General features: G+C 46.0%; 13 protein-coding genes. 4 read left to right on the top strand and 9 right to left on the bottom strand.

The annotated features are described in order from the left end of the window. Positions 1 to 82: 82 nt before the first annotated feature. Positions 83 to 1,954 (top strand): PHA/PHB synthase family protein, encoded by a 1,872-nt coding sequence (locus ACO0KY_RS14460; RefSeq protein WP_423047164.1) that lies wholly within the window; start codon positions 83 to 85, stop codon positions 1,952 to 1,954. 127 nt (positions 1,955 to 2,081) lie between these two features. On the opposite strand, the gene ACO0KY_RS14465 is transcribed toward ACO0KY_RS14460, so the two are convergent. From ACO0KY_RS14465 to dnaE, 7 genes are all read right to left on the bottom strand, one after another. Further along, positions 2,082 to 4,088, bottom strand: coding sequence for a diguanylate cyclase domain-containing protein (locus tag ACO0KY_RS14465; protein ID WP_423047166.1), 2,007 nt, complete (start codon positions 4,086 to 4,088; stop codon positions 2,082 to 2,084). A gap of 196 nt (positions 4,089 to 4,284) precedes the next feature. Beyond that, positions 4,285 to 4,860, bottom strand: a complete 576-nt coding sequence (locus ACO0KY_RS14470) for a Crp/Fnr family transcriptional regulator (RefSeq protein WP_186913735.1) — start codon at positions 4,858 to 4,860, stop codon at positions 4,285 to 4,287. A gap of 11 nt (positions 4,861 to 4,871) precedes the next feature. Then, entirely contained in the window at positions 4,872 to 5,936 is a 1,065-nt protein-coding gene (gene waaF / locus ACO0KY_RS14475) for a lipopolysaccharide heptosyltransferase II (protein WP_423047169.1), read from the bottom strand. Then, a complete protein-coding gene (locus ACO0KY_RS14480) occupies positions 5,933 to 6,511 on the bottom strand; it encodes a peroxidase-related enzyme (protein WP_423047171.1) in 579 nt (192 codons plus the stop codon). The genes waaF and ACO0KY_RS14480 overlap by 4 nt, the downstream gene beginning before the upstream one ends. 46 nt (positions 6,512 to 6,557) lie before the next feature. Beyond that, the gene (gene msbA, locus ACO0KY_RS14485) at positions 6,558 to 8,303 is read right to left on the bottom strand and encodes a lipid A export permease/ATP-binding protein MsbA (protein WP_423047173.1); all 1,746 of its coding nucleotides are present in this window, start codon (positions 8,301 to 8,303) and stop codon (positions 6,558 to 6,560) included. Positions 8,304 to 8,431: 128 nt separating this feature from the next. After that, a complete protein-coding gene (locus ACO0KY_RS14490) occupies positions 8,432 to 9,748 on the bottom strand; it encodes an O-antigen ligase family protein (RefSeq protein WP_423047175.1) in 1,317 nt (438 codons plus the stop codon). Positions 9,749 to 9,757: 9 nt separating this feature from the next. Then, entirely contained in the window at positions 9,758 to 13,282 is a 3,525-nt protein-coding gene (gene dnaE / locus ACO0KY_RS14495) for a DNA polymerase III subunit alpha (protein ID WP_423047177.1), read from the bottom strand. A gap of 283 nt (positions 13,283 to 13,565) precedes the next feature. Between dnaE and ACO0KY_RS14500 the strand changes: the two genes are divergently transcribed. From ACO0KY_RS14500 to ACO0KY_RS14510, 3 genes are all read left to right on the top strand, one after another. After that, complete coding sequence (locus ACO0KY_RS14500; RefSeq protein WP_423047179.1) at positions 13,566 to 15,590, top strand: TonB-dependent receptor plug domain-containing protein; 2,025 nt, start codon at positions 13,566 to 13,568, stop codon at positions 15,588 to 15,590. Between the two features lie 78 nt (positions 15,591 to 15,668). Further along, the gene (locus ACO0KY_RS14505; protein ID WP_423047181.1) at positions 15,669 to 16,577 is read left to right on the top strand and encodes an ABC transporter substrate-binding protein; all 909 of its coding nucleotides are present in this window, start codon (positions 15,669 to 15,671) and stop codon (positions 16,575 to 16,577) included. After that, positions 16,574 to 17,902, top strand: coding sequence for a diguanylate cyclase (locus ACO0KY_RS14510; protein WP_423047184.1), 1,329 nt, complete (start codon positions 16,574 to 16,576; stop codon positions 17,900 to 17,902). Before ACO0KY_RS14505 ends, ACO0KY_RS14510 begins: the two co-directional genes overlap by 4 nt. A gap of 118 nt (positions 17,903 to 18,020) precedes the next feature. On the opposite strand, the gene ACO0KY_RS14515 is transcribed toward ACO0KY_RS14510, so the two are convergent. Further along, positions 18,021 to 19,001, bottom strand: a complete 981-nt coding sequence (locus tag ACO0KY_RS14515) for a hypothetical protein (protein ID WP_423047186.1) — start codon at positions 18,999 to 19,001, stop codon at positions 18,021 to 18,023. 128 nt (positions 19,002 to 19,129) lie between these two features. Beyond that, a partial coding sequence (locus ACO0KY_RS14520) for a DUF2515 family protein (RefSeq protein WP_423047188.1) occupies positions 19,130 to 19,959 on the bottom strand: 830 nt, incomplete at its 5' end.

Raw genomic sequence — 19,959 nt, forward strand, 5'->3', positions numbered from 1 at the left:
CATGCACAATCAAATTGATCCGAATCAAGTCGATCATTGATAATTTTTGCAACAATCAAGAAACTCCACTTAAGGAATCCAGATGAGCAATAACTCAGTTAGCGCATTACCGATCATCGCAAACATCAGCTCAACCAAGTCTGATGCAGAATTTTGCTCTGCGTGCGGCGAAGAACACACCATCAATCCACTCGACATGGCCTTGCAAAACCATCTCGCCAAATTGACGGGAGGCATTTCTCCAGCAAGTGTCAGTTTGGCCTGGATGGATTGGGCAATGCATCTGGCAACCTCGCCAGGCAAGCAAATGGAGTTAGTCGGGCTGCTGCAAAGGCAAACCGCCGAATGGCCCGGATTCTTAAGAAAAAATCTGCTGCACAATGTCTACCCCGCATCATATGAGATTGATCCCACTGAACTGACGACCAATTCGGGTGACACACGCTTTGCTGACAAAGGCTGGGAACAGTGGCCATTTAATGTGATGAGCAAAGCATTTTTACAGGCGCAGGACTTTTGGCAGCATGCAACCTGTGGTGTGCGTGGAATGACTGAACATCACGAAGATGTGGTCAATTTCATGGCCAGACAATTGTTAGACGTCGTTTCACCGTCGAATAGCCCAGTCCTCAATCCTGAAATAATTGCAGCCAGTACTACCAGTGGCGGTAAGAATCTGACTTCGGGTCTGGTGCATTGGCTACAGGATATGGGATTGGAAATTCCGAATAACAATGGAGATAAAGACGCAGAAGTGCAACCTGGCTATCAACCAGGAAAAGATGTCGCATTGACCCCTGGTAAAGTGATCTTCCGCAATCATCTGATCGAATTAATTCAGTATGCGCCGCAAACCAGCAAAGTATTTGCAGAACCTATCCTGATTGTTCCTTCATGGATCATGAAGTACTACATTCTGGATTTATCACATCACAATTCGATGGTGCGCTTTCTGGTAGAACAAGGTCATACGGTATTCATGATTTCCTGGAGGAACCCAAATAAGGATGATCGCAATTTGGGAATGAATGATTATCTGGAACAAGGTTTATATGCAGCACTAAGCGAAACAAATCGCGCCGTCAAAGGTCACGCAATTCACACAGTCGGCTACTGTCTCGGGGGTACTTTATTATCGATTGGCGCTGCAGCTCTTGCCAAAGAAAATGATATCGCCAAAACAGAGCAAGCTAAAATTACCAATATCGCCAACATCGCCAGCGTAACCCTGCTCGCTGCGCAAACCGATTTTAGCGAACCAGGTGAGCTGGGTTTATTTATCGATGAAAGTCAGCTGGCAATGCTCGATGCGCTGATGTGGAAGCAAGGCTATCTGGATGGCAAACAAATGTCTGGCTCATTTCAGTTGCTCAACTCGCGCGACCTGATATGGTCAAAAATTATGCGTGAATATCAGTTAGGCTTACGTGCTCAACCGAACGATTTGATGTCGTGGAATGCCGACACGACGCGTCTACCATATCGCATGCATAGTGAATATCTTAAGCAGTTATTCTTACATAACGATTTAGCCCGTGGTCACTATGAAGTGCATGGTCATGCGATTGCACTTAATGATATACGCGTTCCTATGTTTGTCGTAGGCACCGTCAAAGACCACGTATCACCGTGGCGCTCGGTATATAAAATTCACGTCTTGACAGATGCACCGATCGAATTTGTACTAGCTTCCGGCGGACATAATGCAGGTATTGTTTCAGAGCCTGGACATGCGCATCGTAGCTACCAATATCTGCCACAAAACATGCGCACCAAGACCTATAGCGACCCAGATGAATGGCAATTTGAAGCGCTGAAGGAACAAGGTTCCTGGTGGACATTCTGGCAGCAATGGTTGAAAAATCACTCCGATGAAAAACAAATCAAAGCTACACAACCATCGGCTGATACAGATTTGGGTGCAGCACCGGGAACCTATATTTTTGAAAAGTAATACGGGCAATAAGTCCATCCAATAATACAATGGGCTTTATTTGGTCATGCGCTCAATGCAGAGCGACAAACCAGATAAAGCCAGAATTCTTTGAAGTACCGACGGCAGTCGAAGCGACTTGAGTAGTTTAGCGTTCAAACGACATTTTTTTCATATCACTCTGAAAGACTTTGACATTGTTACGACCACTCGCTTTGGCACAATACATTGCCAGATCCGCGCTCTTTGCCAGGCTAATCTCATCGTGTCCATGCTCTGGATAAACCGCAACACCAATGCTGGCTGACAGTTGATGGATATCCCCCGAAACATTAAAAGCGATGCTCAACGCGTTGCATATTTTGGTCGCGACCGCTTCTGCATTTTCGTGATCACCAATATCGAGCATCAATCCAATAAACTCATCGCCGCCAATACGGCCAACCGTATCAGCCTCTCTCACACATTCAAGCATTCGTTTTGCTGCTTCTTGCAAAATAGCATCACCGACTGCGTGCCCGAAACGATCGTTAATCGGTTTGAATCGATCCAGATCAATAAACATCAAAGCTAATTTGGTATGATTTCTTCTGGCAAGTGCCAGACCCTGTTCTACGCGTTCAAAAAACAATATCCTGTTCGGCAAATTGGTCAGACCATCGTGATGAGCCATATGTACCAATCGGTCGCTCGTGTGCTTACGCTCAGTGATGTCAAGCTTGACAGCGATGTAGTGGGCAAGTTTCCCATTTTCATCATTGACTGGAGAAATATGCGCCTCTTCCCAATACACCTCACCCGACTTACGGCGGTTGATTAATTCGCCTTTCCATAATTTACCTTGCGACAAATGCGCCCACATGTCTTGATACGTTTCCACTCTGGTTAAACCAGATTGCAAAATTCTGGGCGTTTTTCCATAGGCATCATCTGCCGAATATCCTGTCTCTTTTGTAAATTGAGAGTTCACATATTGAATCCGGGTGTCAGATCCGGTAATAATCACTGAGGTCGGGCTATGCTCTATCGCCATCGAAAGTAATTTCAGTTTAAGTGCACCGGCTCTCAGTTCATCCAGACTCTGTGCCAGGCGACGATTAACACGTAAGATATAAAATGTAATTACTCCAGCAACACATGCAAACAACAATGTAACGGTGATGATGCTATAGATTAATTTAAAATTGATTGCTGGATTGGGCTCGTACAATAAATTATCCAAAGGAAAATTTTTGGGAAGCATCCCCAAATCTGCATATGTATCCGCAATGTGTCGCCAGCGTCCTGGATTCATATAGCCAGTTGCTAAGAGATCACTGCGCATCAATTCGGATATTTTATCGGCTTCAAAACGTAGAAACTCCCGCGTATTGGGCCTATTTTTATTTGGATATTTTTTCAGGATCAGATCAATGATTTCATCCTGGTGGGTAATAGCGTAATCCCAACCGCGCAGACTAGCATCTCTGAACGCTTTAACACGTTCCGGATGTTGGTTAATTTCAGCCTCAGAAGTGAACAAGTTATCGCCATAAAAATCTATTCCATCAGAGCGTGGCGTAAATGCTTGATAATCAAATTTTGCTTGATCAAGATAGTAGGGTTCACTGAATGAATAAGCGGACATGGCATCCGTTAAGCCATCAACCAAATCCTGCACATCAAAGCTATGCTTTTGTAAGCTAATGCTGTTTAAAGGGATGCCTTCGGCTTTCAGATAGGCGACAAGTTCTTCGGATTGCGGCTCTAACATCAGCCGTTTGCCTTTAAGATCGTGCACGCTTTGGGCAGGCAGGCCATTTCGAATTACGATAATCTGCGGTGAATGTTGAAAGATGACAGCTAGAACGACCGCAGGCTGACCGGCCTTTCTCTCCAAAATCAGGCTACTGGTTCCAACGCCAAAATTAGCATGACCACGCAAGACTTCATTATTGACGTCAAGGGAGGGATCAGCTTCGCGAATATCGACGTCCAGACCTGCCTGTTGGTAAAAACCTTTTTCTTTGGCGGCATAATAACCAGCAAACTGAAATTCATGGGTCCACTTGAGTTGCAAACTGACTTTTTCAAGTGCATAGACGGAAGGAGTAAAGCAGGGGCAAAGCTGTATGAGCAACAGCGAGAGACTCAATAAACATTTCAACAGTTTCATGGTCTATTCACCATTTGAATGCAACATGTAAGTTGACGGCTCGCCCCGCAAATAGTAGCGCAAACAATGCTGGTCTGAGATATTTCTATTATTTAAAATAGTCAAAAATTGCGCGAATCCAGAACCAGGCAACAACAGCCACGATATGGTTTATTGTAACTGAAACGCGATAGCAATTCGCTACCTTTACGAAGTTTCACATTTGCAATCGCTTACGAATTCTGCTTAATGCTTCGGGTGTTACACCGAGGTATTGTGCAATGTCTTTCAACTGTATTCGTGAGGCAATATTTGGGTAGGATTTTAGAAATGACTTGTATCGCTCGTCAGGCGCCATCGTCAGTAACTCGCGTTCACGCAACTCTTTTCTGACGATATGCCATTCCAATAGTTGCCGTATAGCTTTTTGCCACGCAGGATGTTGATCGGTAAGCATTCTCATCGACTCAGAATCAAATTGCTCTATTTCACTATCCTCTAACGCGGTTGCAAAATAATCGGTTTTGAGACCAGCAATCAGCACATTAGGGCAAGCAAAAAAATCGCCTTCACCAATGAAAGACTTAATCCATTCCTGTCCGTTCTCACTGAGATATGTCAGTTTAACGATACCACTACGGACAACATAAATGTAGGGTTGCCATTCACCAGCCGAAAAAACATCCTGACCTTTAGCGAAGTGATGCAACTGATAAGACGCATGTAAGACATCCCAATCAGGTAAGCTCTCGCCAGCGGCACGTTCCATTAAAACACGGGTTTGCTGCATCATTTTCGGCAATTTCAATGGCAAACGTTGACATTAGCCAACAGAGGTTTAAGAGCTTGCCAAACCAGATCTGGATTCAGTTTTTGCATACAATCATGATGCGCCAAAGGACATTCGCGCTGTTTGCACGGTGAACAAGGCAGGCGCAAAGAAAACGAATGGGCAATATCAGAAAATGGTGGCGCGTGGTCAGGATCAGTAGAACCATAGATTGCCATCACAGGACGGTTCAATGCAGAAGCGATGTGCAATAATCCAGAATCATTGCTCACTACCGCAAGCGATGATGACATCAAGGCGACAGCCTGATCAAGACGAGTTTTACCAGCCAGTTGATACACTTGCGGTGACAAAGCCTGGATTTCCTCGCACACCGATGCATCTTTGGGGGAGCCTAATAAGGCAATCTGTATTTCTGGGTGATGTTGCAAAATCGTGTTTGCTAACGCAGCGAAGTGACTCGCCGGCCAGCGTTTAGCATTCCCAAATTCGGCACCGGGCGCAAAGCAGATCAGCGGCTGGGCAGCGGATAATCCCACCTGATTCAATGCCGCATGCTTTTGTTCATCCCGCACCGACAGACATGGCTTGGGAACATGTGCTGGCACTTGCGGTGAAGGAGCACATGCCAGTGCAGCATAGAAAGGCACCATCGGCCGTGATTTAGTTTTGTCGTCAAAATGCATGACGTTAATCAAACCATAGCGACTCTCGCCCTTATAACCAACCCGTTTTTTTATTCCTGCCATCCATGGCAGCAATGCGAATTTAAGGGTGTTTGGCAATATATACGCAGCCGCATACCCACGTTGACGTAGCATCCGCGCATAGCGCCAGCGTTCGCGCAATTGCAAAGCGCCATGTTTGAATGGTGTCTCAAGTATAGTGTCAACTTCTGCCATCGCTTTTAAAACAGGCGCGACTGAAGTCGGTGCCAACACGTCAATCGCGTGATCCGGATATTGCAGTTTTAAAAGTTGCAGAAGTGGCTGCGCCATCACCATATCACCAATCCAATTCGGACTAATTATCAGCAGGCGTTTTGTCTTTGCCAGCCCTGAATCGGCATGCAAACTCATCGTGGGCTACGTCCCATCAAGAAAAATTCTTCATTCGGGCGCATTGATATCACGTTTGCCATACGATTCGACAGACCAAAAAATGCCGTGATGGCAGCGATATCCCAAATATCTTCATCATCAAAACTATACTGGCGTAAGACTTCATAATCACGATCACCAACAGCTTGTGAGTCCAGACAGACTTTGATCGCAAAATCCAACATTGCCTTTTCGCGCGGCGTAATATCGGCCTTCAAATGATTGACGGCAACCTGATCTGCGACCAGGGCATTTTTGGAATAAATACGCAAAATCGCGCCATGGGCGACGACACAATACAAACAATTATTCTTTGCACTGGTCGCGGTAACAATCATTTCACGATCAGCTTTGCTCAGATTTCCAGTTTTTTTAAGCATCAACGCGTCGTGATAAGCAAAGAACGCACGAAACTCATCGGGCCAGTATGCAAGCGTTAAAAAAAAGTTAGGAACAAATCCGGCTTTTTCCTGTACGGCGAGGATTTTTTCGCGAATATCGTCCGGCAATGCTGATAATTCCGGCACCGGAAAACGGGAAATTGGCATGGTCATGTTTCAATATCTCCTCATTGCATATTTCTGATAATCTGGCCGACGTTTATTCCGCAAACTGCATACGGTATAAATTCGCATAGACACCTTCTTTTTGTAATAACTCAGCGTGGCTGCCCATCTCAACAATCTCGCCACCGACCAGCACTGCAATGCGATTTGCGCGCTCTATGGTAGACAAGCGATGTGCAATGACTAATGTAGTACGACCTTCCATCAAACCATCCAGGGCCTCTTGCACTGCACGTTCAGATTCGCTATCGAGCGCAGAGGTCGCCTCATCCAAAATCAGAATAGGGGCGTCTTTGTAAATCGCACGGGCTATGGCTAAACGCTGACGCTGACCGCCTGATAAACGCATACCATTATCACCAATCATGGTATTCAAACCCTCTGGCAAATCACGCACCACGTCACTCAGATGCGCTGCGCGAACCGCATCATCAATCCTTTGTTGATCAGGGGCTGAATCACCATAAGCAATATTGGCGGCAACGGTATCATCAAACAAGACCACGTTCTGGCTCACCATCGCAATTTGCTGACGCAAGCTAGATAATGAAATATCCTTCAATGAAAGACCATCAAGCAAAATATCGCCCGCAACTGGCGAATAAAAACGAGGGACCAGATTGACCAGGGAGGTTTTACCACCGCCAGACATACCGACCAAAGCGATGGTCTCGCCAGGCTGTATGCTGAGGTTGATATCCCTCAATGCCTCCTGCTCTTGTTCCGGGTAAGAAAAGCTGGTGTGTATGAATTCGAGCTGGCCTTGCGCTCTGGTTGCAAGCGTTTGACCACCGCCGGTCTCTGCATCGGTGTCAATCAAAGCAAACACAGATTCCGATGCAGCCATGCCGCGTTGCATAGGCCCATTCAAATCAGCGAGACGTTTTAATGGTGTCAACAATAACATCATCAAACTGACGAATTCAACAAAGTGCCCTACTGTCGTCGCATTTTTTGTCGCTTGAGATACAGCCACCATAATCACGACTGCCACTGCAAATGCGGCGGCCAATTGCGTTAGTGGCGTCGTCGATGCAACAGCCACAGTGGTGCGCATTGCATAACCACGTAGTTTTTCATTCTTTGCCTCAAAACGATCCTGCTCGTATTTTTGTCCACCAAAAATCCGGATCACCTGACTAGCTCGTGTGGCCTCTTCGATAATCTGGGTTAATTCATTATTTACGCTCAACTGATTTTGATTCAGGCGGCGCAAGCGCTTGCTGACGCCACGCACCAGGTATGCCATCACTGGCATCAAAATCAAGGCGATGATCGTCAATTGCCAGTCGCGCCACAACAAAGCGGCCAATAAAACGAAGACCGTTAATGAATCTCGAAACAAGGTCGTCATTGATACTTTGAGCATCTCAACGATTTGCTGCGTTTCAAACATAATCGTATTGATGATGCGACCACTCGATTCAGAATGATAAAAACTGATAGGCACATTCAAAATACGATCAAATACTTTTGCCCGCAATTGGTTTTGTAACTTGGTCGAGATCCAGCTCATGATATAGCTGGTGGTAAAAGTACATAAACCTCGCATCAAAAAAATGCCGATAATTGCAACCGGCACCATCCACAAAGCGAGATGCGTTTGTCCACCTTTAAAGCCGTGATCCAGAATATATCCTAGTACTTTAGGAAACATCACTTCTGTCAAAGCAGTGCCAAGCATGGTCGCGAACGCCCACCAAATTCTGGTGCGATACGGTTGCACGTCATCCCATAAGCGACGGAATACGGCAATGGTTTCTTTATTAACTAATCTCATAGATCCAAAAGAAAAATCCTACATCTGCTGCCGTTGGTAACAGCAGAAGAACAATATGCGTCAATGTATTACGCAAAAAAAAAGAGCTTGCGATGAAGGGTCGCTTGCGCGACATCTGTTAACATCTGTTAGCTAGGTCGACGAACTCCAGTCAACGGTATCGCAAGCAAAATCATAAAAGCCATACCAAACACGCCATCTCTTAAAATCGCATTAAACATACCGCCCAGCATCATCGCGGATGTCAGCATTGCCAGTAACATGGCGCGATTACGAATCGATATCTCGGCGCTTTTTGACATACGATACGCTATATGCAATTGCACAATCCAGATGCCGATCAATGCAAACAAACCAGCGACACCTAACTCAGTGGCATACAATAAATAATCATTATGTGGTGTCGTCATAGTATTGCTGCTTAATCCTTGCGACCGTTTTTGGTAATTCGGCATCCAGGACGCGATGCCATGGCCAGTCCATGGTTGTTCAGCAATCATGCCAAACGTAATTTTGTAAATTTCAAGGCGCATGCCATCGTCACCGATCTTACGTCCTTCAGAAAAATCTCTGACCTGCTGTATCGTGCAAACCGTGCGGATCTTGATGACGTTCCACGGTGCGACGTGCGCATCGTTGATCACGCAAGTCGGCGGAGGCGGCAAATTGGTTGCATATTTCCAGCCTCCATACAAAGACATCACGAACAAAAGTGGCAACGCCAAACTACGCCACGACCAATTGAAATTTCGCATCAGCATCAGCCCGCACATCAGGAAAAACATGAGACTAGCGGAGCGTGTTTTCGATAACAAAACCAAAACAGCAATCACATACAGCAACACTACAATACGCATCCAGCGATGATCTTTGCGTAGACGTAATTCGTGCAACATCCATCCCGCGGCAACCGCCAGCAGCATACCTAACAGAATGGATTTGTTTCCCAGATAGCGTACATAACTGTGGAACAGCGTGTTATCTGGTAATACATTCAAGGCATTAGCAACGAACAAAGTCGATGCCAATATCGCACCACTAAAAAATATCTTCACTGCTTTGCGCTGCCAGTCACCAGAACTCAGACTCAGATAGGGCAATAGAAAAAGATAGGTCTGATAATGTCCAAAACCCGGCCAGAATTCTTGCGCTATTTCTGGCGGTTTATCTTGTGTCAGCCCGATTACTCCACTCACTACCGATAAAAGCAGAATGGGCACCAGCATTGGATTGCTACGCACATTGTCTAATTTATTCCGCCAGTCACCTGAGGTCATCAGTCCTATGTAAAACAGCAAAATACCGGTGTACATAATCCCGATGGGGAAAAACAAAGTAAAAGGCAGGCACATCAAAATGCGTTCAGGCAAAGCGCGACGCCATTCGGGGACGAACGCCGTCATTGTGTCTGGCTTGATCTGATGTGATGTCAATTCAGGGCTCATCGTCATACATTAGTTGTAATCGATAGTGACATTTTTAGGAGACAGCCATTCACCCAGATTTAAACGCAGGTTGTCATCGGGATTCACTCGCCATTGATCTGACAAATACAACTCGGCACTGGCAGTCGCATTTTTATAGTTAATCAATACCGGGCAGCCTTCAGCATTCAGATGCGGTTTCAATAGCTCTTGTAATTTTTTGGTATCGGCTTTATCAGTCAACGTCAGTCGCAAACCTTGCGAAAACTGCACGCGGGCACGGCCAATATCCATGACTTTTTCAGCTGAGATGCGCAATCCACCTGAGAAACGGTCTTCAGATACTTTACCCAAAACCGCTAAAAATTCATCCTCTTTGAGCAAGGATTTGAATTCTTCCATCAATTCGCTGTAGACCGTCACTTCAACTACGGCAGTACTGTCATCCAACGTCACTACCATCAATTTGCCACGCTGCGTCATTTGTGTGCGTAGACCAGTGATGATGCCGCAGATTAAACGCAAATCACGTGAAGGTTCTACCTTTGCCAACGTGGTTTTGATGAATTGGCGCACTTCTGGTGCATAAGAATCGAACAAATGACCTGACAGATAGAAACCGAGTGCAAGCTTTTCTTCCGTCAAACGCTTTTTATCCGACCAATGCGGTACGTCTATGTATTGCGGTGGCGGGATCAGATCATCATCGTCGCCAAACAAACTGACTTGATTCGCGGCTTTATCGGCTTGCTCTGCAGCTTCAATCGCCAGACTTACCGTTGCCAATAAAATCGCACGATCTTTGCCCAGACAATCCATAGCGCCAGCACGGATCAACGATTCGATGGTACGACGATTGACCTGGCGTTTATCAACGCGTTTACAGAAGTCAAACAAATCTTTAAACGGGCCGTCGGCAACGCGTGAAGCAACGATATTTTCAATCGCATTCTGGCCTGAACCTTTAACCGCACCGAGGCCATAACGAATCTGTGTCGATTTTTTACCTGGTTCACCGACTGGCATGAATCGGTAATCGGATTGGTTAATATCTGGCGGCAGCATTTTGAGCTTGCAAATATCAATCGCATCTTCAACCAGAATTTTGACCTTGTCCGTATCATCCATCGCCAGCGACATATTGGCTGCCATAAACGCGGCAGGATGATGAGCTTTCAGATAGGCGGTGTGATACGACAACAAAGCATAGGCAGCAGCATGAGATTTATTAAAGCCATAGCCCGCGAATTTTTCCATCAAATCGAAAATTTCATCGGCTTTTTGCTGCGACAAACCATCTTTGGCGGCACCGTCACGGAAAATCTGGCGATGCTCGGCCATTTCCTCGGCTTTCTTTTTACCCATCGCACGACGCAATAAGTCGGCGCCACCCAATGAGTAGCCACCAACCACCTGCGCCATCTGCATCACCTGCTCTTGATACACCATGATGCCGTAAGTTTCAGACAAAATGCCTTCAGTACGCGGATCGGGGTAATCAAACTTCTCACCGTGCTTACGCTTACAGAAATCAGGAATCAGATCCATAGGACCCGGACGATACAAAGCCACCAGCGCAATAATGTCTTCAAAACGATCTGGACGTGCGTCTTTCAGCATGCCTTGCATGCCGCGACTTTCCAGCTGGAACACCGCAACCGTTTTGGCTTTGGTGAGCAATTCATACGATGCGCGGTCATCCAGTGGCAATTTGGCCAGATCAAAATCAGCCATTGCCGGATCCAGCATTTTAATGTATCGCACGGCTCGATCGAGAATCGTCAGTGTGGTCAAACCCAAAAAGTCGAACTTCACCAGACCGACGGCTTCAACGTCGTCTTTATCATATTGCGACACCACGCCAGAATCACCACCCTGCGTGTACAGCGGGCAAAAATCGGTCAGCTTACCTGGCGCAATCAACACACCACCAGCATGCATACCGATGTTACGGGTAATACCTTCGACTTGCTGCGCCAGATCGAGCAGGGTTTTGACTTCCTCTTCGTTTTCCTGACGTTCAGCCAGCAACGGTTCTTCAACAATTGCCTCAGCAATCGTGACTTGCTTACCTGGTTTAAACGGAATCAGCTTCGATACGCCATCGCAAAACATATAGCCAAAATCTAGTACCCGTCCAACGTCACGGATCGCCCCTTTAGCGGCCATGGTACCGAAGGTCGCAATCTGCGATACCGCATCTTTACCATATCGGTCTTTCACGTATTGAATAACGCGGTCACGACCTTCCTGGCAAAAGTCAATATCAAAGTCGGGCATGGATACCCGCTCTGGATTTAAGAAACGCTCGAACAGCAAGTTGTATTGGAGTGGATCGAGATCAGTAATCAGGAGTGAATACGCCACTAGCGAACCGGCACCTGAACCACGACCAGGTCCGACCGGCACGCCATTACTTTTCGCCCATTGAATAAAGTCTGCCACGATCAGGAAGTAACCGGGGAAACCCATTTTAATAATGGTATCAGTCTCAAACTTCAGACGGGCTTCATAACGTGCGCGCTCTTTTTCGCGCTTTTCCGGATTCGGAAATAAGTGCTCCAACCGGAATTCCAGACCACGTTTCGCTTCATAAACGAGGAAATCGTTGAGCGTCATGCCATCTGGCGTCGGGAAATCTGGTAGCTTCGGTTTACCAAGTTCCAGCGTTAAATTGCAGCGTTTAGCAATTTCAACTGAATTTTGAAGTACGCCTGGCATGTCAGCAAACAATGCCGCCATTTCTTCTTGGGTTTTAAAGCATTGCTGGTCATTAAAACGACGTACACGGCGACCGTTGGCCAGCATATCGCCATCAGAAATACAAACTCGCGCCTCATGCGCGGTGTAATCATCCTTGCTGATAAACTGTACCGGATGCGTCGCCACCACCGGCAACTTGAGCTTATTTGCTAATGCTACCGCTGCACGCACATGATTTTCCATGTTGGGCTGTCCGGCGCGTTGAATTTCGATATAAAAATGATCAGGAAAGATACTATCCCAGCGTTGTGCACTACGCTCTGCCAATTCATGATTGCCATTATCTATCGCCACGCCAACATCACCAAAATGTGCGCCAGATAAGGCGATCAGACCACCGCCGTCACCGTCTTCGTGGATTTTTTGCAACCATTCATAACGAATTTCAGCGCGGCCACGATGCTGATTAGTCAACCATGCGTGTGCAAGCAATTCACATAGTTGCAGATAGCCTTTGCGATTCTTCACCAACAACATCAGACGTGAAGGCTTATCACGGTCAACATCATTGGTAATCCAGGCATCACATCCGGCGATAGGTTTAATCCCTTTGCCGCGCGCCGCTTTGTAAAACTTCACCATCGCGAACAAGTTCGCCAGATCGGTGATCGCCATCGCTGGCTGTTTATCCTTCACTGCCGCCTTAATCACATCGTCAATGCGCACCAATCCATCCACGATCGAATATTCCGAATGGATACGTAAATGAACAAATTGTGGGTCGCGAGGTACTGCAGGGGTAGCAGCTACTGCTTGGTCTCCTGCCGGAGAAATACTCAGTTCTGTAGTCATCCCGCTATTCTACCGTGTCAGGTCGGCGGTTTATAGACTTTACATCATACAAATTCGTGGTTCTTACTTGTGCTGATCTCTCTGCATGAGAGAACATTCACCAATTTAGTTATAAAAATTAAAACATTCAACCGTAATTAGTGGTTTTTTAATCAAATAAATTCCCAATGGCAGAAATTTTGTCGATTTTCTTTACAGACACATTTATGCTTGAAAGAAATGCAGTAAATGCAGCAAATTGGCACATTTAATCAGCGCGATCCTGGATTTTAAGGAAATAATTTTGTTGATTTCACATCACAAAAAAATGATTTATTTGTCAACATCAATGTCAGCCAGACTAAGTGTGTTTACTCTCTTAGTAGCTAGCTGCCAAGCCGTACACGCAGAGAACAAAATTGACGAATCAATTTTTCTTGACGATATTCCCGTCGTTTTAAGCGCCTCTCGCCTGACCCAACCGATCAGCGAAGCCCCAGTTGCGGTTACTGTTTTAGACCGACAAATGATCCGTGATTCTGGTGCATGGGATTTGTCCGAAGTATTCCGACTGGTACCGGGCATGTATGTTGCCTATCACGCGGATCCAAATTTTTACTCTGCTGACAGTACGGTTGCCTACCACGGCATGGTCACCAGTACGACCTCTGATCGTATGCAAGTGCTGATCGACGGCCGCTCAGTCTATTCTGGTTTATTCGGTGGAGTGAACTGGAGTGATCTTCCCATTGTACTGGATGACATAGAACGGATTGAGGTAGTGCGCGGACCAGATTCAGCCAGTTATGGGGCAAATTCGTATCTGGGAGTCATTAATATCATTACACGTCATCCCGCTGAGTCACAGGGTGCATCTGCATCGCTCAGCTATGGAACAAGTAGAGCCGAAGGCGTGTTTCGCTACGGCGGAAAAGCCGGCGATCTGACTTTTCAGATTACTGCCAGTGAGCGTAAAGATAATGGTGAAGATGACAAAATTCACAATCCCACCTCGCAAGACGTTTTCTGGACATTAAATAAATTCGATAACAAAAACATCCAGATTTTCAATTTCAGAGCCGCCTATCAGGCGAGTGCCAATGACACCCTGGAATTACAATTTGGATATAACGGTGGTTCCAGACAAACTGGCGAATACGACAATTTTAAATCGATCACCCGTACCACGAACAATCATTTTGAGATGTTCAACTGGCGTCGTGTGCTGGAAGGCGGCGGAGAATTGACCGTCAAAGCGTTTCATACTGAGGAGCGAATCAATGCGCGCTTAATTGATTCTGACGGCATGCAAAATGGTGATGCTTCATTTAAGCGGGATGATCTGGAAATTCAACATACATTTTCACCTTCTGACACGACGCGCGTCGTCTGGGGTGGCAGCATAAGGCAAGACCTCACCTACGCACCGTATTACCTGGGGGTAGAAGATAATACCTATTTATTCGGTGACTTTAAATATCGCTTAGGAAGATTATTTAGCAACCTGGAATGGCATGTGCGTCCAGATCTGCTGTTGAACGCTGGCGCAATGCTGGAAAACAATTTTTATACCGGCACCGAGTTCACACCTCGTCTGGCACTCAACTGGCATATAACGCCACAGCACACAGTTCGGATCGGGTATTCTCGGGCAACGCGCGCGCCATCTGTGTATGAAAAAGTTTATGAAGAATATTGGCGAGCACCGGACCAATATCCGAATTTACCGGAATTAAAGCCTGAACATGTTAAATCCATTGATCTTGGCTACATAGGAAAAATCGGAAAGATGGATATAGATTTCCGTCTTTTTCATGACGACTATACCGATCTGATCGACGTCAAAAATCATAAGTCTCCACAAAGTGATAATCTGAATGCAGGAAATGCTTTAATGCGCGGTTACGAATTACAAATAAAAGCCCCTCTCTCAGAAAAAACACATGTTACCTACGGCCTATCCGGTGGCAGTGTAAAAAGCGACGATGTCAACGGAGTGATATACAGCGGATCACTTCCCTCTTACAACCACAACTTGATGCTGACCCATCAATTTAATGAAGAATGGCGTGGTAGTCTGATTGCCTATCAGATTGCTAAAACGAAACTCAATCAAACCGATTACAACCCATCCTTGGGACGTGGCTACTACATTGATGGGAATAAGCGCTTTGACGGAAAAATTTCACGCCGTTTTTTACTCGCTGGACGTCAGACTGAAGTAGCTCTGATCATCCAGAACATTGCTAACGCCCATTATTTTGAATACCGTCACGATAATGAGGTCCCAGGTCGATTGGCACGCATTAACCTCAAAACGGATTTCTGACGCATGCAATGGTTGTGCTTGAATCTCCGTAAGCCTTCATCATCTTTTAAGGTGTTGAAGAACATTGCTTTTATAATTTTGTTCGGATTTTCCGGCACAAGTTACGCCTTGGATGGCGTCACCATCTTATTGAGTGAAGAAGGCGGTGCTTACTCGGAATTTGCAATTGGTTTGAGTAACTTATTGACTCAATCGGGTGCAAACCATCCTGTCATTAAAATCTTCGACGTCAATAAATTTAGCAACGATGATTTGTCGCGCAGCGCCAACAATCAAATCTTAATTGCGGTTGGCTCATCCGCGATGCTAACAATCGCGCAAAAACCTCCAGCCATGCCCGTGCTGAATGTACTGGTACCGCAGAGTAGCTTTGTCAAGGCGATTAAACAAAATAGCCGGATTCAAGATAGCCGTAGATTTTCAGCCGTGTTTTTCGATCAATCCTGGTCAAGACAATTGGGATTAATACAGGTCAGCATGCCAAATCACCCTCGTGTCGGCATATTACTTGGTAAAGAATCGACTGAATTAATACCTCAATTACAAAATGCCGCGAAAACATTAGATATCAGCCTCAATATTGAGACCGTTTCTGAAGATGCCGAATTACTGAATGCTTTACGCAAATTACTGACGATTAGTGATGCCATGCTGGCAGTGCCTGATGCACGTATTTATAACCGAAATAATATCTCCAGCATTTTACTCACCAGTTACCGGCAACAAATCCCACTGTTTGGTTTTTCTGCACCTTATGTTAAAGCGGGTGCGCTGGCATCCATTTACAGTCTACCAAGTCAGATCAGCCAACAAGTTGCAGAAATCATCGCCAACCTGCCTGCGAACGGCAATCTCCCACCGCCACAGTTTCCTAAGTATTTTTCTATTACTACCAATTCACAGGTTGCCCGCTCTCTTAACATAGAAATCGCGCCAGAACCTGAATTGCAGTACAAACTTAAACATCTTACGGAGCACGCCCAATGAAACAATGGCAGCTCTCTCAACGGATACTGTTTCTGGCCCTGGCACCAGTGTGGGCCATCACGATTTTGTTGACCCTGATGGTAGTGATTGTGGGTATGACCGAAATTGACGGCGCATTAAAAGAACGTGGCGCTCTCATCGCGAGACATCTGAGTAGCGCCTGTGAATATGGCGCGTTTTCAGGTAATCGGGAGGTATTGACGGCACTGACTCAGGCGACCATGAAAGAAGAAGACGCTCAGGCGGTCATCGTCACTGATGCCCTTAACCATGTGTTGGCAGCAAGTGGCAAGCCAGAAAATATCGACGCGACCTATCCGGGAGCCGCCTTGCAAGGAAAAATCCTTAAAGGCAAACACAGCAGCTTCATTTTTGGCATGCCGATTTACCAGGGAACACTCGCCGCAGATAACTTTGATTTGATAGATCGCCCACAGAATGAGCCCACGAACAAGACCAAATTGCTCGGCTTTGTTTATCTGGAATTAAGCACCGCATCGAGCAAACAAGAAAAAACTTTGTTTGTATTTATCTGCCTGCTGATTGGCATCGCCGGAACCGCCGGAGCATCCATCCTCGCGCTGCGTATGAGCCGTGATCTGACCCGACCATTATCACGCTTGATCGATGGTGTTCACAGCATGGCAAAAGGTGAATTTAGCACCCGCATCAAGGCGGATTCCGGAGGTGAATTACAAGATCTCGAAGAAGGCTTTAATCTGATGGCAGCAGAAGTCCAGAACAGCCACGAAAAAATGCTTGAAGTTAACGCCAATCTGGAACACTTGGTTGCTGAGCGCACACGTGAATTAGAGTTAAAAAACCTAGATCTGGAATATCTTTCCAATACCGATAGACTTACCGGTTTATACAACCGCTTTAAGTTAGAAACCATCCTGGAAGAAGAACACCAACGCTGTCAACGCTATGGCAGTAGCTTCTCTATTGCCATTATTGATGTGGATAAATTCAAGAGTGTTAACGATACCTATGGCCACTCAGTCGGCGATCAGGTGCTGGTGAGCATAGGCATCATCTTGCAAGAAAACATCCGCAGCATCGATGCCGCAGGCCGCTGGGGCGGTGAAGAGTTTCTGGTGATCTTCCGCGAGACCTCAATACAGGCGTCTATAGTCATCGCTGAAAAATTACGCGAAACCATTGCCAACCATAACTTCCATATGATAAGCACACTCACCGCCAGTTTTGGCGTGACCGAATACCGTCACCCAGACAGTATTTTAGAAATGATGATACGCGCCGATGCTGCACTCTATGAGGCAAAACACAAAGGCCGTAACCGGGTTGAATACAAAGAGCATTAAACATCTCGCACATTTCCACACCAAATATGCTAGCGCGGTTCATGGCGACTAGTACTAGGATGGGGTGGTAGTTTTTTAGGTGGCAAAACCACGCCTTTGGCGGCGTTGATGTCCATACTTACGGTAAAGGCTTACGCCATGTCCACGTAAGGAGCTTATTATCTTCGTCAAATCCCGGTAAGCCTTGACCAAAGCCGGTGACGGTTTGCCACTGTGTAAACTGTCTCCAACGACCGTGATAGGTCGCTAATGTTTCTGCCATGCTGTCGATTCTGCTGGCTTCCCAGATGCCATCTTTGGGGCAGATATCACCAACCTTGACCTTCAGCTCTGGTTTGATGAGGGCTTTGATTGGCGGGTCTTGGTAGTTGGTGTCGATCTGGTAGCCTTTGGCGCGTGCTTCGGCTTCTTCTTTAGTGCGCGATTCATGTGCTTCTTTTATACGTTCCGACCACAACGCCTTCCAGTTATCACGTTCTTCTTCGAGAAAATGACTACGCACCTCGTCTTCTTCGCTGTGTAATTCCATGGTCATAAAATACGCACCGGGTTGAAGTGGATTTAAGCGATTGTCATCTCTATACATGACTATTCGCATATAGACCCCATCGGCTTCTAAATTCCAACCTGCGCCATCTTCTAACGCCATCCACTCCTCAAATGTCGGTATATAACGTACATCTATGTTGATATTATGTAGCGAGCTGCGCCCCATAATTCGTGCAGCGTCCCGGTAATAGAATTGCCGCCAGCCTTTCTCTTGTAGCATTTTTAGGAGAGCAATGAATTTTTGACGTGCTTCATCATGGGGTATGAGTTCTGGCGCAGTAAGTCCAAAACTAATGTCCCAGTGATAAATTCCAGCGTTCATTCTTTCTACATCTTCCGTTCCCATGATAATTAGCACGGCACCAACTCTAAAAGTATGCATGCCGTGTTCAAACGTTACTTCACCCGCTTCTGCACCATGTGCAGTTAAATCAACGTCATAAAAATTTAATCCCGCCGGCTGCCTATCTGGTCTTACTTTCTTTTGTCCTATTCGCTGCGTAAAACTATCGCCGGATTCGCCAAGACGAATAGATATTTTTTGTACCATGTTTACACCCTCTTTCTTCAGGTTACCCAAACCGTGGTCGATTTTCTTAGTACAGCCGGAAACTGCACCGACTAGTAGTAGGCCTAATAATAGTTTTTTAAAGATATGCCACATAAAATTAACAGACATTAAAGTGGCATCGTCGGGGTTACTATCTGGTCATCTTGATGACTTACCCACGATGCGATTGTTTGTAATTGATGTTCCATAAAATATTTTTTTGTTTGCATTAACCCATGAAATTTTTTTGCAGCTAAGTCAATCCATATCATTCGGCTTTTAAAATCTTCAAGCATGGTATCTCGGGGCGCCACCGATTCCAATTCTGGATCATCGGTATCACACGACGATGCAAACACCAGCTTGAGCGCAGGTGACGCCCAGTTCACCCATGTTGAACGTTGTTGCTGTATCCACCATTTAAAATCTTCATCGTCGTAGATCAGCGGCTGTAAAATCTTACCTTGCTCATGCTTGGCAATACTCAAAAGATGTTTCAATTGCGCCGAAGGGCGTTGAGGATTACGCAATGCCATTTGTTCGATTTCTCGTACCTTATCAAAACCCTCTTCAAGCAATTCATTCCACTTAAAATTATTCATTTTTTGTAGCGCCTCCTTTGCCCATGGCATGGCTTTGATGGAGTCTAAAATAGGCGGCACAAAATTATCTCCGCTACGTGTGGCCTTGCACATGTCGAAACTTTTAGAAGAAAGGCTATGCGCCCAATGCCATGGTGCGATCTCATAAAACAACCACATATTTCCTTTACCTAATCCTTGTAAAACGGTGCCGATTGTTTTGACTCGTGGATCTTCAATCGAACAAGCCACTGTCTTACTGGCGAATGCTGCTAATGCTGCCCAGTAGTAGCGTCCTTTTTTAGCCGGATTACCATGTTCTTCGGTCTCTAAATAAAACCTCGCGTAGGTGGCACTGATGCGTCGGGCACGAACGT

Origin of the sequence: Undibacterium sp. Dicai25W, assembly GCF_049340505.1 — a bacterium.
Lineage (GTDB): Bacteria > Pseudomonadota > Gammaproteobacteria > Burkholderiales > Burkholderiaceae_D > Undibacterium > Undibacterium jejuense.

What these genes read in the sequence shown, in the direction of transcription:
- msbA (WP_423047173.1), bottom strand. Translation starts at nt 8,303, where the DNA reads ATGAGATTAGTTAATAAAGAAACCATTGCCGTATTCCGTCGCTTATGG.
- ACO0KY_RS14515 (WP_423047186.1), bottom strand. Translation starts at nt 19,001, where the DNA reads ATGGTACAAAAAATATCTATTCGTCTTGGCGAATCCGGCGATAGTTTT.
- ACO0KY_RS14510 (WP_423047184.1), top strand. Translation starts at nt 16,574, where the DNA reads ATGAAACAATGGCAGCTCTCTCAACGGATACTGTTTCTGGCCCTGGCA.
- dnaE (WP_423047177.1), bottom strand. Translation starts at nt 13,282, where the DNA reads ATGACTACAGAACTGAGTATTTCTCCGGCAGGAGACCAAGCAGTAGCT.
- ACO0KY_RS14470 (WP_186913735.1), bottom strand. Translation starts at nt 4,860, where the DNA reads ATGATGCAGCAAACCCGTGTTTTAATGGAACGTGCCGCTGGCGAGAGC.
- ACO0KY_RS14460 (WP_423047164.1), top strand. Translation starts at nt 83, where the DNA reads ATGAGCAATAACTCAGTTAGCGCATTACCGATCATCGCAAACATCAGC.
- ACO0KY_RS14480 (WP_423047171.1), bottom strand. Translation starts at nt 6,511, where the DNA reads ATGACCATGCCAATTTCCCGTTTTCCGGTGCCGGAATTATCAGCATTG.
- ACO0KY_RS14465 (WP_423047166.1), bottom strand. Translation starts at nt 4,088, where the DNA reads ATGAAACTGTTGAAATGTTTATTGAGTCTCTCGCTGTTGCTCATACAG.
- ACO0KY_RS14490 (WP_423047175.1), bottom strand. Translation starts at nt 9,748, where the DNA reads ATGAGCCCTGAATTGACATCACATCAGATCAAGCCAGACACAATGACG.
- waaF (WP_423047169.1), bottom strand. Translation starts at nt 5,936, where the DNA reads ATGAGTTTGCATGCCGATTCAGGGCTGGCAAAGACAAAACGCCTGCTG.